The 16,140-nt window shown below is 75.5% G+C and carries 14 protein-coding genes; 9 read left to right on the top strand and 5 right to left on the bottom strand.

Translation table 11 applies throughout. The features are described from left to right. Positions 1 to 164: 164 nt before the first annotated feature. The gene (locus tag ABT263_RS36760; RefSeq protein WP_352297747.1) at positions 165 to 1,637 is read right to left on the bottom strand and encodes an MFS transporter; all 1,473 of its coding nucleotides are present in this window, start codon (positions 1,635 to 1,637) and stop codon (positions 165 to 167) included. A gap of 221 nt (positions 1,638 to 1,858) precedes the next feature. Between ABT263_RS36760 and ABT263_RS36765 the strand changes: the two genes are divergently transcribed. Beyond that, positions 1,859 to 2,557, top strand: coding sequence for a TetR/AcrR family transcriptional regulator (locus tag ABT263_RS36765; protein ID WP_352297750.1), 699 nt, complete (start codon positions 1,859 to 1,861; stop codon positions 2,555 to 2,557). 90 nt (positions 2,558 to 2,647) lie between these two features. Beyond that, on the top strand, positions 2,648 to 3,457 hold the full coding sequence (locus ABT263_RS36770) for an enoyl-CoA hydratase/isomerase family protein (protein ID WP_352297753.1): 810 nt from the start codon (positions 2,648 to 2,650) through the stop codon (positions 3,455 to 3,457). Between the two features lie 63 nt (positions 3,458 to 3,520). On the opposite strand, the gene ABT263_RS36775 is transcribed toward ABT263_RS36770, so the two are convergent. Further along, a complete protein-coding gene (locus tag ABT263_RS36775; protein WP_352297756.1) occupies positions 3,521 to 4,744 on the bottom strand; it encodes an acyl-CoA dehydrogenase family protein in 1,224 nt (407 codons plus the stop codon). Positions 4,745 to 5,037: 293 nt separating this feature from the next. Here ABT263_RS36775 and ABT263_RS36780 point away from each other — a divergent pair, with 293 nt between their 5' ends. After that, positions 5,038 to 5,670: a TetR/AcrR family transcriptional regulator gene (locus tag ABT263_RS36780; RefSeq protein ID WP_352297758.1), complete on the top strand. Its 633-nt coding sequence runs from the start codon at positions 5,038 to 5,040 to the stop codon at positions 5,668 to 5,670. 76 nt (positions 5,671 to 5,746) lie between these two features. After that, complete coding sequence (locus ABT263_RS36785) at positions 5,747 to 7,222, top strand: cellulase family glycosylhydrolase (RefSeq protein ID WP_352297761.1); 1,476 nt, start codon at positions 5,747 to 5,749, stop codon at positions 7,220 to 7,222. A 94-nt stretch (positions 7,223 to 7,316) separates the two neighbouring features. On the opposite strand, the gene ABT263_RS36790 is transcribed toward ABT263_RS36785, so the two are convergent. Continuing rightward, positions 7,317 to 9,341, bottom strand: coding sequence for a M3 family metallopeptidase (locus ABT263_RS36790; RefSeq protein WP_352297764.1), 2,025 nt, complete (start codon positions 9,339 to 9,341; stop codon positions 7,317 to 7,319). A gap of 168 nt (positions 9,342 to 9,509) precedes the next feature. On the opposite strand from ABT263_RS36790, the gene ABT263_RS36795 reads away from it, so the two are divergent. Further along, a complete protein-coding gene (locus tag ABT263_RS36795) occupies positions 9,510 to 11,225 on the top strand; it encodes a bifunctional 3'-5' exonuclease/DNA polymerase (RefSeq protein WP_352297767.1) in 1,716 nt (571 codons plus the stop codon). Between the two features lie 45 nt (positions 11,226 to 11,270). On the opposite strand, the gene dhaM is transcribed toward ABT263_RS36795, so the two are convergent. Beyond that, positions 11,271 to 11,663, bottom strand: a complete 393-nt coding sequence (gene dhaM / locus ABT263_RS36800; protein WP_352297769.1) for a dihydroxyacetone kinase phosphoryl donor subunit DhaM — start codon at positions 11,661 to 11,663, stop codon at positions 11,271 to 11,273. Between the two features lie 159 nt (positions 11,664 to 11,822). On the opposite strand from dhaM, the gene dhaK reads away from it, so the two are divergent. Continuing rightward, positions 11,823 to 12,818: a dihydroxyacetone kinase subunit DhaK gene (gene dhaK, locus ABT263_RS36805; RefSeq protein ID WP_352297772.1), complete on the top strand. Its 996-nt coding sequence runs from the start codon at positions 11,823 to 11,825 to the stop codon at positions 12,816 to 12,818. 16 nt (positions 12,819 to 12,834) lie between these two features. Then, complete coding sequence (gene dhaL / locus ABT263_RS36810) at positions 12,835 to 13,464, top strand: dihydroxyacetone kinase subunit DhaL (RefSeq protein ID WP_352297775.1); 630 nt, start codon at positions 12,835 to 12,837, stop codon at positions 13,462 to 13,464. Between the two features lie 19 nt (positions 13,465 to 13,483). Here the strand turns inward: dhaL and ABT263_RS36815 are convergent, their stop codons facing one another. Beyond that, a complete protein-coding gene (locus tag ABT263_RS36815; protein ID WP_352297778.1) occupies positions 13,484 to 14,656 on the bottom strand; it encodes a PP2C family protein-serine/threonine phosphatase in 1,173 nt (390 codons plus the stop codon). Positions 14,657 to 14,902: 246 nt separating this feature from the next. Here ABT263_RS36815 and ABT263_RS36820 point away from each other — a divergent pair, with 246 nt between their 5' ends. Both ABT263_RS36820 and ABT263_RS36825 read left to right on the top strand, forming a co-directional pair. Beyond that, a complete protein-coding gene (locus ABT263_RS36820) occupies positions 14,903 to 15,121 on the top strand; it encodes a heavy-metal-associated domain-containing protein (protein WP_329489908.1) in 219 nt (72 codons plus the stop codon). 69 nt (positions 15,122 to 15,190) lie between these two features. Continuing rightward, positions 15,191 to 16,140, top strand: a 950-nt coding sequence (locus ABT263_RS36825; protein ID WP_502885927.1) for a heavy metal translocating P-type ATPase, incomplete at its 3' end; no start/stop codon positions are given.

Consider the following 16,140-nt stretch of genomic DNA (forward strand, 5'->3'; position numbering starts at 1 on the left):
GCCCCGGTCCCCCCCCCCCCCGCCGCGCCGGCCGGGGGGGGGGGCGGGGGCGCGGGGGCGGGGGGGGGGGGGGCGGCCCGCCCCCCCCCCCCCCCCCCGCGCCGCACCGCTCCCGCGCCGCACCACTCCCGGCCCGCACCGCTCCCGCCCCGTACCGCTCCCGCTCAGGCGGCCAGCGCCTGCCCCTGCGCCACCGGCTCGGGCACCGGGCGCGGCCGCAGCCGCAGGGCCAGGACGAGGGCCAGCGCCATCACCCCGGCCGCCGAGAGGAACACCACGTCCACCGCGCCGATGAAGCTGTGCACCGCGTGCGTCCGGGCGGCGCCGGTCAGCCGGCCCACCGCACCGAGCGCGGTACCGGGCTCGCCGCTGTCGAAGACCCGGGCCAGCACGGTGCCGAAGAGCGCGGCGCCCAGCGCGCTGCCGAGCGTCTGGAAGAACCGGACACCGGTGGTGGCGACACCCAGCTGGTGGGCCGGGGCGGCCTCCTGGACGACGGTGATGAGGCGGCCGATCAGCTGGCCGAGGCCGAGGCCCAGCAGGACGAGCTCGGCCCGCACCAGCCAGAGCGAGGTGTCCGGGCCGCTCAGCCCGAGCAGCAGCAGGGCGACCGTGGCGCAGGCGGCGCCGGAGGCCAGGATCGCCCGGACCGACCAGCCCCGTGCGGTGAACCGGTTGGCCGCGAGACCGACCGCCGTCATGCCGAGCGCCATCGGGATCAGATAGAGGCTGGCGGAGGTCGCGGCGACCCCGCGGGCCACCTGCAGGTACAGCATCACGTACATGATCGCGCCCATCAGGCCCATGCCGACCAGCCCCTGCACCGCGAAGCCGATCCGGATCTCCGGGATGCGGAACAGCGAGAGCGGCAGGACCGGCTCGGCGGCGGTGGCCTGGCGCCACAGGAAGAGGCCGAGGGCCGCGAGGGTGGCGACGGCCAGACCGAGGATCTCCGGCGACGTCCAGGCGTAGGTCTTGCCGCCCCACTCGGTCACCAGCAGCAGCCCGGTGGCGAACGCGGCCGCCAGGGCGGCGCCCAGGAAGTCCAGGCCGCGCCGGCCGGCCGAACGCGGGAGCCTGAGCACGAGCGCGGAGCCGACCAGGACGAGCAGGCCGAGCGGCAGGTTGATGTAGAAGATCCAGCGCCAGTCGAGGTGGTCCGCCAGGAGCGCGCCGATCAGCGGGCCCACGGCCATGCCCGCGCCACCCACGATGCCGCCGGCGCCGCCACCGCCGCCCTTGGCGTCGTCCGGGTCCTTGAGCTGCGCCATCACCACCATCGTCACGCTCATCAGCCCGCCGCCTCCGATGCCCTGGACCGCCCGGAAGGCGATCAGCTCGGTCATCGACTGGGCCGCTCCGCAGAGCGCCGAGCCGAGCAGGAAGACGCCGACCGCCCCCAGCAGCGCCCGCTTGGCACCGTAGAGGTCGCAGAGCTTGCCGTAGAGCGGCAGCAGCGCCGTCGCCGCCAGGGCGAAGGCACTCACCAGCCAGGGCAGTCGGTCGACGCCGTGGACGGGGTCGAGGTCCTGGACGATCGGCACGGTGGCGGCCGACACGATGTTCATGTCGAGCACCGCCAGGACGATCGTGATCAGGCAGAGCAGCATGCCCAGCTTGCGCTGGGGCTCCGTCATCAGAGCTGCTGCCGGCGCGGTGGCGGCCATGGGAAGTCCCCCCGGGGATCGCGGAATTCGGGCATTCGGCTACGGACCGGACCGCACCGGACAGTGCGGCTCGGCGGCGCGCCCTCACCATGGCAGGTATTTTTGACTCGGTCAATTGTTCTCTGGAGTCAATGGTTCGCCTCAGTCCATCATTAAGCCCGGTCAATCTTTGATCCTGGTACAGTCATGCCATGGCAGAGCGCAGCACGACCCCCGGGCCCGAGGCAGTGGAGGCGGCCGCGGACGCGGCACTGACCCTGCGCGAGCGCAAGAAGCGCCAGACGGCCCGCCGGATCTGGCACAGCGCGATCGCCCTCTTCGCCGAGCGCGGCTTCGACGAGGTGTCGGTCGCCGAGATCGCCGCCGCGGCCGACGTCTCGAAGATGACCGTCTTCAACTACTTCCCGTCCAAGGAAGACCTGGTCATGAGCCCGATGGAGCGGCACACCGGCGAGGCCGCCGAGGCGGTCCGCGACCGTGCCCCGGGCGTCTCGGCGGTGGCCGCGCTGCGCGCCCGGTTCGCGGCGGGCCTGGAGCGGTTCGACCCGGCCACCGGTCTGAGCGACGACCGCTTCGTGCTCGACGTGATCCGCCTGATCCACCGGACACCGGCGCTGACCCTGCGCGCGACCACCGCGTGGGGCCGGGCGGCGAACGAGCTGCTCGCCGCCGAGCTGCTCGCCCAGGACCCGGCCGGCGACCGGCTCCGGGCCCAGGTCGCGGCCGCCCAGCTGATGAGCGTCCGGCTGGCGCTGACCAACGAGAACCACCGCCGGATGCTGGCCGGCGAACGGGCCGCCGACGTGCTGCCGGAGGCCCTGGAGAACGCCCGGCGCAGCTTCGACCTGGCCGAGCACGGCCTCGGCGACTACGGCACCCGGCCCGCCTGACCGTCCGCCGCCCGGGCGGCGGACGGTCCGCCCGACGGCGCCGCGGCCGCGCCTGAGAGAGTGTCCGCACCACGAACTCCGGAGGTGCGCATGGACCAGCCGCTGCTCACGCGGGACCGCTCCCCGCTGCCCACCCACGTCGACGGTCTTCACGCCTACACCGGCGAGGACGGCGTCGCGGTGCTGGAGTTCGCCCGGCCGCACCGGCGCAACGCCGTCACCCTGGCGATCTGGCAGGCCCTGCCGAAGGTCCTGCTCCGGCTCGCCGAGCAGCCCGGTCTGCGGGCCCTGCTGGTCACCGGCGCGGGCGGCACCTTCAGCGCCGGCGCGGACATCGCCGAACTGTCCGGGATCTACGCCGACCCGGACCGCGCCGACGACTACCACGCCGTCAACGTCGCGGCCGAGGAGGCGCTGGCGGACTTCCCGCATCCGACCGTCGCGGTGGTGCACGGCGCCTGCGTCGGCGGCGGCTGCCAGCTGGCCGTCGCCTGCGACCTGCGGTTCGTCGCCGAGGACGCCCGGCTGGGCATCACCCCGGCCAGGCTCGGGGTGGTCTACCCGGCGGTGCCGACCCTTCGGCTGGCCCGGCTGGTGGGCCCGTCGCGGGCCAAGTACCTGCTCTTCTCCGGCGAGTTGGTGACCGGCCGGGAGTGCCTCACGCTCGGTCTCGCCGACCGGGTCCTGCCGGGCGCCGAACTCGACGCCGGGGCGCTGGAGTTCGCCCGGCTGCTGACCACCCGCTCGTCGCAGACCATCGGCGCGGTCAAGGCCGCGCTGGCCGTCCCGCCGGAGCGGGCCGCCGAGGCGCTGCACCCCTGGGAGCGCCGCTCCCGGGAGGCCCCGGACGTCCGCGAGGGTCTCGCCGCCTTCCTGGAGGGCCGGCCGCCCCGGTTCTGACCGGCCCGGGCCGGACGGACGTAAGGGCGCACCCGCCGGTCGCGCCGCCCGGCCCCGCCGCACTCAGCGGATCGGCATCCCCGAGATCGCCCGGGCGATCACCAGTCGCTGGATCTCGCTGGTGCCCTCGAAGATCGAGTAGATCGCGCTGTCCCGGTGCATCCGCTCGACCGGGTACTCGCGGGTGAAGCCGTTGCCGCCGAGGATCTGCATCGCCTGCGCGGTGACCCACTTGGCGGTCTCGCCCGCGTAGAGCTTGGACATCGAGCCCTCGGCGGCGGTGAACGGCTGGTTGTTCGCCGCCATCCAGGAGGCCCGCCAGACCAGCAGCCGGGCGGCGTCGATCCGGGTCTTCATGTCCGCCAGCTGGAAGGCCACGCCCTGGTTGTCGATGATCGGGCGGCCGAACTGCACCCGGGTCTTCGCGTAGTCCAGCGCCACCTCGTACGCGGCCCGGGCGATGCCGATCGCCTGCGCCCCGACGGCCGGCCGGGAGGCCTCGAAGGTGGCCATCGCCGCGTTGCCCCGGCCGCCGCCGCGCTTGGCCCCCTCGCGGGCCCGGGCCAGCCGCTCGTCCAGCTTCTCCCTGCCACCGAGCAGGCAGTGCCCCGGCAGTCGGACGCCGTCCAGGACCACCTCGGCGGTGTGCGAGGCACGGATGCCGTGCTTCTTGAACTTCTGGCCCTGGCTCAGCCCGGGCGTGCCCGGCGGCACCACGAAGGAGGCCTGGCCGCGCGCGCCGAGCGCCGGGTCGACTGTGGCCACCACCACGTGGACGGCGGCGATCCCGCCGTTGGTCGCCCAGGTCTTGGTGCCGTTCAGCACCCACTCGTCCTTGGCCTCGTCGTAGACGGCCCGGGTCCGCAGCGCGGACACGTCGGAGCCGGCGTCCGGCTCGGAGGAGCAGAAGGCGGCCACCTTGAGGTCGTCCGGGGTGCCGAACATCTGCGGCGCCCAGGTGCCGATCTGCTCGTCGGTGCCGTTGGCGAGCACGGCGACGGCGGCCAGCGTGGTGCCGACGATCGAGAGACCGATGCCCGCGTCGCCCCAGAACAGCTCCTCCATGGCGATCGGGATGCCGACGCCGGAGGGGTCGAAGTACTGCTGGGCGTAGAAGTCCAGGGAGTAGATCCCCAGCTTGGCGGCCTCCTGGATGACCGGCCAGGGGGTCTCCTCGCGCTCGTCCCACTCGGCCGCGGCGGGGCGCATCACGTCGGCGGCGAAGCCGTGCAGCCAGTCGCGTACGGCGAGCTGGTCCGCACCCGGGTCCAGCGAGAACGTGCTCATGATGCCTCCGGTCGAAGGGGCCCCTCGCCGCCCGGCGGGGCGGCGGATGCAGGGGCGGGGCAGTGGGGGTGTCGGACAGGTGTTACCGGGGGTAACATCGCGGGGAGTCTGCTACTCATAGGTAGGAATGTCAACGCCCCGGGGCCGTCGACGCCCCCGCCGGGCAGCTCCGCGGCACGCCTGCCCCGCGCCACGCCCCCGTACGCCCCCGACCCGCTCCACCCGACCGCCCGCACCGCGCCCGCACCACCCCGCAGCCGCAACCCCGTCGGCCAGACCCGCCAGGAGACCTCATGCCGCCCTCCGACGCACCCCGCCGGGAGCAGCTGCTCAACGCCGCCGACCGGGTGGTCCAGCGGGAGGGCCCGGGTGCGAGCATGAACGCCATCGCGGCCGAGGCCGGGATCACCAAGCCGATCCTCTACCGCCACTTCGGCGACCGGAACGGCCTGATCCGGGCACTGACCGAGCGCCACACCAGCGGTCTGCTGACCGCCGTACGGGCCGCGCTGAGCGAACCGCTGGAGCGCCGCGACCGCGTCGAGCACGTGCTGGACACCTACCTCGCCGGAATCGAGGCCCGCCCGCAGGTCTACCGGCTGCTCACCCATCCCGAGCCCGGCGACCCGTCCGGCGTCGGCAACGCGCTCGCCCCGGCGCTGCGGCAGATCGCCGAGGAGATCACCCGGGCCGTGCAGAGCCAGGTGGACCTCGGGGCCGACCGGGAACTCCTCGCGGAGGCCTGGGGCCGGGGGATCACCGGCATGGTGCTGGCCGCCGGGGACTGGTGGCTGGAGTCCAGACCGTGCTCGCGCACCCGGATGGTGCAGGCGCTCGCCGACCTCCTCTGGGGCCGGCTGGCCGCCGCCGCCGACCTGCCGACCGCCGCCCTGCCGGCCCCGGCGCAGGACCCGGCGTCGAGCTGAACTCTTGTGCTGTGCATGCCAGTTCGGGCATCATCGGGCCCCACCGCCACGCTCCGCGAGATCCCGTGAGGTACCGATGCGCTTGCGCCGCACCGCCGTTGCCCTCCTGCTCGCCGCCACCGCCGCCCTGGCCGCCCCCACCCCCGCCCTGGCCGCGTCGCCGGACGCCTCCCGGTCACCGGCCCCGTTCCGGGCCGGGTTCCCCACCGGCACCGCCACCGCGCCGGACGGCACCACCGACCTCACCGACGCCGCCGGCCGCCGGCTGCGGCTCCGCGGCTTCAACCTCGACAAGTACGCCGAGGCCACCGAACAGGATGTCGCGACCCTGGCCGCCCAGGGCTTCACCCTGGTCCGGGTGGCCGTCTCCTGGACCAGGCTGGAGCCCGTCCGCGGGCACCTCGACCCGACCGAACTGCACCGCGTGCAGCGGGTGCTGGACTGGGCCGACCGCTACGGCGTGCTGGCCCTGGTCGACTTCCACCAGGACGTCTACGGGCCCAGGTTCGGCGGCGGGGACCGCGGCGTCCCGCTCTGGGCCACCCGCGACGACGGCCTGCCCTTCACCCCGGACCCGGACGACTGGTTCGCCGGCTACTTCCAGCCCGCCGTCCAGGCGGCCTTCCGCCACCTCTACGACGACCCCGACCTGCGCGCCTGGCAGGCCGACTTCTACACCCGGCTGGCCCGCGAACTGCGCGGCCACCGCTCGCTGCTGGGCTACGACCTGTTCAACGAGCCGTTCGGCCCGGTGGACGGCGACCCGACCGACCCGGCCGTGCTCGCCGCCTCCTCCGCCGCCCTCGAAGAGGGCCGGCTCGCCGACATGTACCGCCGGCTGATCCGGGCCGTGCGCCGCGCGGACTCCCGCGCCTGGCTGTTCGTCGAGCCGACGGTACTGGTCGGCCAGGGCGTCCCCACCCGGCTGCCCGGCTTCGGCGACCCGCGCCCCGGCGCGCCCCGGCTCGGCTACGCGCCGCACTTCTACGACACCGCGGTCGAGGGCGGCGCCGACTGGGACCCCTCCGGCGGCTTCGTCGAGAACTACACCGCCGCGATCACCGCCTACCCCGCCGCCCACCGCCTGCCGGTGCTGGTCGGCGAGTGGGGGCCGCCGGACGCGCGGACCCCGGGCAACACCCAGCTGGTCCGCCGTCAGGTCGCCGCCATGGACGGCTTCGCCGCCGGCTGGACGATGTGGTACTGGTGCCGGGGCAACGGCGGCTACTGCGCGTTCGATCCGGCCGGCCGGCCCGCCCCCGGCGACGAGCCGGTCTTCGGCCCCTACCCGGCGGCGGTCGCCGGGACGGCCGTGCGCACCGGCGCCGCCGCGGGCGGGCACGTGGTGCGCTGGAACGCCGACGGCAGCGGCCGGACCACCGACCTGGTGCTGCCCGCCGCCACCTTCCCGGCCGGTGCGCGGATCACCGTCACGCCGGCGGCCCGGGTCGAGGTCGACCAGCCGGCCGGCGGCCGGGCCGGCACCGCCCGGATCCGCCTGCCGCACACCCGCCCGGGCACCCCGGTCACGGTGACCGTCACGCCCCGCTGAGGCCCGGTGGCCCGCCCCGCCACGAGAACCCAGGACCACGGGACGGGCCACCGCGCGAGGTTCGGCACCGGGCTCCTACCGGGCTCGAACCGGCTCAGGCCAGACCGCGGCGGGCCAGCAGCGGCCCGGTCCTCGGGTCACGCCCGACCACCGCGCGGAAGGAGTCCAGCGGGTCCCGGCTGTCCCCGCGCGAGAGCAGCTCCCGGCGGAACACCTCGCCGCTCTCCCGCACCCCCCGGCCGTTCCCCTCGAACCAGTCCACCGTCTCGGCGTCCAGCACCTCGGACCAGATGTACGCGTAGTACCCCGCGCTGTACCCGCCGGCGAAGATGTGCGAGAAGTACGCCGTCCGGTAGCGCGGCGGGATCGCCGCCACCGCGAGCCCGGCCTTCGCCAGCGCCTGCGCCTCGAACTCCTCGGCGTCCGCGATCTCCTGGCCCGGCGCCACGGTGTGCCAGGCCAGGTCCAGCAGCGCCGCCGCCAGGTACTCCACGGTCCGGAACCCCTGCCCGAAGCCGTCGGCCGCCGCCATCCGCTCGACCAGCTCGGCCGGCAGCGGCTCGCCGGTCACGTGGTGCTTCGCGTAGTTGGCCAGCACCTCGGGCCGGACCATCCACATCTCGTTGACCTGCGAGGGGAACTCCACGAAGTCCCGCGGCACGTCCGTCCCGGCGAAGTACGGGTAACGCACGTCCGAGAAGAGGCCGTGCAGCGCGTGGCCGAACTCGTGGAACAGCGTGCGCACCTCGTCCCAGGAGAGCAGCACCGGCTCGCCCGGGGCCGGGCGGGGCACGTTCAGGTTGTTCATCACCACCGGCCGCCGGCCCAGCAGCCGCGACTGGGTGACCAGTTCGTCCATCCAGGCGCCGCCGCGCTTGGACGCCCGGGCGTGGAAGTCCGCGAGGAAGAGGCCGAGCGAGCCGCCGTCCTCCTCGAACACCTCGAAGACCCGCACGTCCGGGTGGTACGCCGGGAGGTCCGGCCGCTCGGTGAAGGTCACCCCGTAGGCCAGGTTCGCGGCGAAGAAGACCCCGTCGCGCAGCACCCGCTCCAGCTCCAGGTACGGGCGCAGCGCGGCCGCGTCCACCTGGTAGGAGGACTGCCGGACCAGCTCCGAGTAGTACGCCCAGTCGTGCGCGGCGATCTCCTCGACGCCGTCGACGGCCGCCGCCGCGGCCAGCTCGACCGCCTCCCGCCGCGCGTTGGCCACCGCCGGCGGCACCAGCCGGGTCAGCAGCGCGTCGACCGCCTCGACGGTGCCGGCCGTCTCGTCCGCCACCACGTGGGCCGCGTGCGTGTCGTACCCCAGCAGCCGGGCCCGCTCGGCGCGCAGCGCGGACATCCGGATCGCCAGCGGGCCGTTGGCGTCGGCCGCCCGGCCCAGCGAGGCCGCCAGCAGGCGTTCGCGCACCGAGCGGTCGGTGAGGAAGGCCAGCTCGGTCTGGTTGGAGAAGTTCTTCAGGTTCAGCACGTACTTGCCCTCGTGGCCGAGCGCCCGGGCGTTCGCGGCCGCGCCGGCGATCGCGTCCGGCGAGAGCCCGGCCAGCTCGGCCGCGGAGTCCAGCACCAGCGCCCGCGCCTTCGAGTCCGCCGACACGTTGCGGCGGAACGCCGAGGCGCCGGCGGCCAGTTCGGCGTTCAGCCCGCGCAGCCGCCGCTGGTCGGCGGCGCCGAGCCGGGCACCGGCCCGGACGAAGGCGGTGTGCCGCCGCTCCAGCAGCCGCCGCGACTCCGCGTCCAGGCCGAGCCCGTCCCGTCGCCCGTGCAGCTCCTCGATCCGGGCGAACAGCGCGGCGTCCAGGTGGATCGCGTCCCGGTGGGCCGCCAGCCTCGGGCTGATCTCGGTGTCCAGCCGGTCCACGCCCGGGGTGGTGTCCGAGGAGACCTGGTTGTCAAAAACCGCCCGGACCCGCTTCAGCAGCGCACCCGAGCGCTCCAGCGCGATCAGGGTGTTGTCGAAGGTCGGCGGCTCCGGATTGGCGGCGATCTCGGCGATCTCGGCGAGCTGCTCGGCCATCCCGCGCTCGAACGCGGGCAGGTAGTGCTCCTCCCGGATCTCGGCGAACGGAGGCAGTTCGTAGACCAGGGTGCTGGGCTTGAAGAACGGGTTCTCGGTCATTTCGCCGACCCTACGCCGTGGCAACGGCCGGGCACACGCGTCCGGCCCGGCGGGCGGCGCACCGTCGGCGCACGGGCGCACGGATCGGCACGCGCGCCTGCGCCGGTTGTCGTACCCACCGGTTACCGTCGAGGTCCGCAGCCCGTACGCCCGAGAGGAGGAGCCCCCGTGGCACCCCGGATCGCCCTCGTCCCCGACCCGCACGGCCCCGGCGGCCGGCTGCTCCCCCTCGACGACGCCGGGGCCCCGCTCGGGCCGCCCGCCGCCGTGGCGGACCTCGCGGCCGCCGTCGCCGAGAGGGAGGCCGCCGAGCACCCGCGCTGGGTCTGGGCGGCCGCCGACAGCGCCTACGCGCCGCTGCTCCCCCGGCTGCCCGACCGGCTCGCCCGCTGCCACGACCTCCGGCTGACCGAGGCCCTGCTGCTGGCGTACGAGGGCCGGTTCGGCGCGCCCCGCTCGCTCGGCGCCGCCTGGGCCCGGCTGAACGGGCGGCCCGTCCCGGCCGACCTGCCCGAGCCCGGCTCCGCCGACTCCGGGGACGGCCAGGACACCCTGTTCGCCCCCGACCGGCTGCAACTCCCGCCCGGGGCCGACGCGCTGGCCGCCGTGGCGGCCGTCCACGCCGAGCAGCAGCGCCGGCTCGCCGCGATCGCCGAGCCGGGTGACCGCGCCCGGTTCCGACTGCTGGTCGCCGCCGAGTCGGCCGGCGCGCTGGTGGCCGCCGAGATGGCGCACGACGGCCTGCCCTGGCGCACCGACGTCCACGACCGGCTGCTCACCGACCTGCTCGGCCCCCGTCCGACCGTCCCCGGCACCCAGCCCAGGCTGCTCGCCGAGCTGGCCGTCGAGCTCCAGGAGGCCCTCGGCGGCCGGCCGTTCAACCCCGACTCGCACAGCCAGGTGCTGCGCGCCTTCGCCGACCGGGGCGTCCAGCTCGGATCCACCCGGTCCTGGGAGCTGAAGGCGGTGGACCACCCGGCCGCCGCGCTGATGATCCGTTACAAGGAGCTCTCCCGGATCCACGCCGCGCACGGCTGGGCCTGGCAGGACGCCTGGGCCCGCGGCGGCCGGTTCCGCCCCGAGTACGTGGTCGGCGGCGTGGTCTCGGGCCGCTGGGCCAGCCGGGGCGGCGGCGCGCTGCAGATCCCGCGCATCCTGCGCCGCGCCGTGGTGGCCGACCCGGGCTGGCTGCTGGTCGTCGCCGACGCCGCCCAGCTGGAGCCCCGCGTCCTGGCCGCGCTCTCCCAGGACGCCGGCCTGGTCCGCACCGCCGCCGGCGGGGACCTCTACGAGGCGCTGGCCGCCTCCGCCTTCCAGGGGGACCGCGACAAGGCCAAGCTCGGTCTGCTCGGCGCCATGTACGGCCAGACCAGCGGGGACATCGGCGTGCTCCTCGCCACCCTGCGCCGGCGCTACCCGGCCGCGATGGGCTACGTCGAGGCGGCCGCCCGGACCGGCGAGGACGGCGGTGTGGTCGCCTCCCGGCTCGGCCGGGCCTGCCCGCCCCCCTCGGCCGACTGGCTCGACCTCACCGAGGCGCCGGAGACGGCCGGGGAGGCCGGCGGCCGCTCGGCGAGGGCCCGGGGCCGCTTCACCCGCAACTTCGTGATCCAGGCCAGTGCGGCCGACTGGGCGCTCGCCCTGCTCGCGGCGCTGCGCCGCCGGCTGAACGCGCTGCCCGCCACCGGCCCGGACGACCGGCCGCACCTGGTGTTCTTCCAGCACGACGAGGTGGTGGTGCACACCCCGGCGAACCTCGCCGACGAGGTGGCCGCCGCCGTCGCCGAGTCCGCCGACGAGGCCCGCCGGCTGGTCTTCGGGGACACCCCGGTCCGGTTCCCGCTCACCACCGCCGTGGTGGACTGCTACGCCGACGCCAAGTAGCCGGGGTCGGGCCGCGCGCCCAGGGCCGGCCGCGCAGGCCGCCCGCTACAGCTTGCGGAACGCCCGCGCCTCCTCGGCCGCCGCGGCCACCTCGGCGACGCCCGCCCCGGTGGAGGCCGTCACCGCGGCCGCGACCGCGCCCTCCACGAACGGGGCGTCCACCAGCACCACCCCGGGCCGCGGCTCGTCCTCCAGCAGCGTGACGGCGGTCAGCACCGAGCTGCCGAGGTCGGCCAGCACCACCACGCCCGCCCCGCCGTCCGCCTCCGTGACGGCCCGGGCGATCAGGTCGTAGCTGGTCCCGAGCCCGCCGTCCTCCGTCCCGGCCGCCACCACCACCCGCACCGCACCGGAGGCGAGTTCCGCCAGCAGCTCCCGCAGCCCGGCGGCGAGCTGTGCGCTGTGCGAGACCAGGACGATGCCCACGTAGTCGCTCATACCGCCGACCCTACGACCGCCCCGGCGCTCCGCGGGAGGGGGCCGGCCGGCCCCGCGTGTCCTACTGCGGGCCGCCCGGGGGCGTGTCGCACCCCGTGCCGGGCACCCCCGTCTGGCGTAGCGTCGGGTCAGCACCGTCTGCCGAGGGAGCGAAGCGCTGTGAAGAAGCTGATCAACACCCCGGAGAGCGTCCTGGAGGACGCCCTGGCCGGAATCGCCGCCGCCCACCGGGAGTTGACGGTGGACATCGCGCATCGGGTGATCACCCGCGCGGTCCGCCCGGCGGCGTCGAAGGTCGCCCTGGTCTCCGGCGGCGGCTCCGGCCACGAACCGCTGCACGGCGGGTTCGTCGGCCCGGGGATGCTGGACGCCGCCTGCCCCGGCGAGGTCTTCACCTCCCCGGTGCCGGACCAGATGCTGGCCGCCGCCAAGGCCGTCGACTCCGGCGCCGGGGTGGTCTTCGTCGTCAAGAACTACACCGGCGACGTGATGAACTTCGCGCTGGCCGCCGAGCTCGCCACCGAGGAGGGCATCGAGGTCCGCACGGTGCTGGTCGACGACGACGTCGCGGTCGAGGACTCGACCTGGACGGCCGGCCGCCGGGGCACCGGCGCGACGGTGCTGGTGGAGAAGATCGCCGGCGCGCTGGCCGAGCGCGGCGCCGCGCTGGAGGAGGTCACCGCCATGGGCGCCCGGGTCAACGCGGCCTCCCGGTCGTTCGCGATCGCGCTGACCGCCGCGACCACCCCGGCCGCCGGCAAGCCCGGCTTCGACCTGCCGGAGGACGAGATCGAGGTCGGCGTCGGCATCCACGGCGAGCCCGGCCGCCGCCGCGAGAAGCTCCGCCCGGCCCGTGAGCTCGCCGCCGAGGTGGTGGAGACCGTGCTCGCCGACCACCACCTGAGCGCCGGCGACGAGGTGATCGCCCTGCTGAACGGCCTCGGCGGCACCCCGCTGCTGGAGCTGTACGTCGTCTTCGGCGAGGTCGCCGCCCGGCTCGCCGAGCGCGGCATCACGGTGGCCCGCAGCCTGGTCGGGAACTACGTGACCAGCCTGGACATGGCGGGCTTCTCGCTCACCCTGACCAAGGCCGACGCCCGGCTGCTGGAACTCTGGGACGCCCCGGTGGACACCCCCGCCCTCAAGCGGGCCTGACGGAGGAGGGACGGTCATGGACTTCGACACCGCACTGGCCGAGGCCTGGGTCCGCGCGATCGCGGCCGCGGTCGACGAGGAACAGGGGCGGCTCACCGAGCTGGACTCCGCGATCGGCGACGGCGACCACGGCAGCAACCTGCGGCGCGGCTTCACCGCCGTGCTCACCGCACTGGACTCGCTCGCCCCCGACAGCCCGGGGGCGGTCCTGAGCAAAACGGGCAGCACGCTGATCTCCAAGGTCGGCGGTGCCTCCGGCCCGCTGTACGGCAAGGCCTTCCGCGCGCTGGGCGCCGCACTGCCCGGGCCGGCCGACCCGGCCGCCTTCGGCGAGGCGCTGGCCGAGGGGCTGCGGGCGGTCCAGGCCCTCGGCAAGGCGGAGCCGGGCGACAAGACCATCGTCGACGCCTACACCCCGGCGCTGGCCGCGTACGCCGAGGCGGTGGCGGCCGGCGCCGACCTGCCGCGGGCCGTCGGGGCCGCGGCGGACGCGGCCGAGCAGGGCGCGCTGGCCACCGTGCCGCTCCAGGCCCGCAAGGGCCGCGCCTCCTACCTGGGCCCGCGCAGCGTCGGCCACCAGGACCCGGGCGCCACCTCCACCGCCCTGCTCTTCCGCGCCCTGGCGGAGGTGGTCGGCGCGGAGTAGCCCCGGAGCGGCCCCGGCCCTACCGGTCCGTCCGGGAGATCAGCAGGAGCAGCGCGTCGTCGCGCAGCTCCCCGCCGGTGTGCTCCAGCAGGTCGGCGTAGACCCGGCCGACCGCCGCCTCCAGCTCCGCCGCGGAGCGGGCCGCGCCCCGGACCAGCGGCCCGACCCGCTCCGCCAGCGGGTAGAAGTCGCCGTTCTCGCGGTGCCGCGCCTCGATCACGCCGTCGGTGCAGAGCACCAGCACGTCCTCGGGCCCGAACGGCTGCTCCCAGGTGGTCGGCTCGCCGACGGCCAGCCGGCCCAGGCCGAGCGGCACCCACGGGTCGGGCGCGTGCAGCACGTGCGCGCCGCCGTCGTGGTCCACCCGGATCGGCGGGACGTGCCCGTACTGCAGCAGCTGCATCACGCCCGGCACCCGGAACTCGGCGAACAGCGCGGTGGTGAACTCCCCGTCCGGGGCGTGCCGCTCGACGCTGGCCTCGATCCGCGCCGCGACCCCGCGCAGCCCGGCCTCGTCGTAGGCCGCCTCCCGGAACGAGCCGAGCACCACGGCGGCCGTCTGCACCGCGCCGAGCCCCTTGCCGCGGACGTCGCCGACCGCCACCCGGGTGCCGTGCGGGGTCTCCAGCACGGAGTAGAGGTCCCCGCCGATCCTGGAGGCGTCGGCGGCGGACACGTACCGCACGGCCAGGTGCAGCGGACCGACCACCGGTCCGGGCAGCCGCAGCAGCGCGCGCTGGGCGGCCTCCGCGACGGAGCTGACGGCCGCGAAGGCGGCGGCCCGCCGCATGCGGATCTTGGCCACCCAGGCGGAGAACACGGTGAGCAGCAGATAGCTGACCATCGCGCCGTAGAGGAAGCGCTCGTCGTTGACGTTGTCGACCTCGTCGTAGTGGCTCAGGCCGAAGACCGCGAACAGGCCGAGCAGGCAGACCATCAGCAGTTCGAGCGGCCGCAGGGTGAGCGCGGCGATGGTGGGGACGACCGTCATCAGCGGGGCGAGGTAGCGGTCCTTGCCGGAGAGCAGGTCGGCCAGCCCGACCAGGACGATCGCGATCAGCGCGGGGCTCGCCCGGCGCCAGAGCGGTACGTCCTGGAGGTCGGCCGCCAGCAGCGCGCCGCGCCGCCGCTCCGGCGGCAGTCCCGTGGCGGTGGGGGCCGCGGGCGACTGGGCTCGGCGGATCGGGAACACCTCTCGAACATAACGGACGCTCATCGTCCGCACCCCCCGGGAGGCGGCCGCCCCGGACGCGCCCGCCGCGCGGCGCGGATTCGGGCGCAGCGTGTCCGGGCGCATACGCTCTGCTGTCGGACCGCGTCCCCGATGCGATCCGCACCACACCACCCCCTTCGGGGAATACCCCGCAGGGGTATGGTGTCATCAAGAGTGGGAGCCCGGGCGCACGCCCGCGGCCGAACAGACCTCCCGGAGGCCCCGATGTCCAGCACCATCACCTACACCGTGACCGGCATGAGCTGCGGCCACTGCGAGAGCTCGGTCAGCAAGGAGCTCACCGCGCTGGCCGGCGTCACCCAGGTGGCGGCCGACGCCAAGGCCGGCACCGTGACGGTCTCCTCCGCCGCCCCGCTCGACGACGACCAGGTCCGCGCGGCCGTCGACGAGGCCGGCTACGAGCTGGTCGGCCGGTCCGTCTGAGCCCCGCGGTGCGGCGGGGGCCGCTCGCCCCGGCCCCCGCCGCACGCCCTCCCCAAGGAGCTGATCAGCATGAGCACCGCCACCCCGGCCACCACCGCCGCCGGCCCGGGCGGCCCGCGTGACCAGGGCGGCACCGCCCCGGTACGCGACCGCGTCGAGCTGTCGATCGGCGGGATGACCTGCGCAGCGTGCGCGGCCCGGATCGAGAAGAAGCTCAACCGGATGGAGGGCGTCGAGGCCACGGTCAACTACGCGACCGAGAAGGCCCGGATCGACTTCGGACCGGCGGTGAGCGTCGCCGACCTCATCAGCACCGTCGAGAACACCGGCTACACCGCCGAACTCCCCGCACCGCCGGCCGTCGAACCGGCCGCCGCGCCCGCCGGGCCGGGCCCCGCCCCGGCGGAACCCGCGGCCGACCCGCTGCTGGACCGGCTGCTGATCAGCGCCGTCCTCAGCGTGCCGGTGGTCATGCTGTCGATGATCCCGTCCCTGCAGTTCGCCAACTGGCAGTGGCTGGCCTTCGCCCTCACCGGCCCGGTCGTCGTCTACGGCGGGCTGCCGTTCCACCGGGCCGCCTGGACCAACCTGAAGCACGGCGCCGCGACCATGGACACCCTGGTCTCACTCGGCACGCTGGCCGCCTTCGGGTGGTCGTGCTGGGCCCTGTTCTGGGGCCGGGCCGGGATGCCGGGCATGCGCCACGAGTTCTCGCTGTCGATCGGCGCCACCGACGCCTCCTCCACGCTGTACCTGGAGACGGCCGCCGCGGTCACCGTGCTGATCCTCTTCGGCCGCTACCTGGAGGCCCGCTCCAAGCGCCGCGCCGGCGCCGCGCTGCACGCCCTGCTCGGGCTGGGCGCCAAGGACGTGGCGGTGCTGCGGAACGGCTCCGAGATCCGGGTGCCGGTGGACCGGCTGACCCCCGGGATGCGGTTCGTGGTGCGTCCGGGGGAGAAGATCGCGACGGACGGCACCGTGGTCGAGGGCTCCTCCGCGGTGGACGCCTCGATGCTCAC

The organism is Kitasatospora sp. NPDC001603, from assembly GCF_040298365.1.
In the GTDB taxonomy this organism is placed as follows: Bacteria; Actinomycetota; Actinomycetes; order Streptomycetales; family Streptomycetaceae; genus Kitasatospora.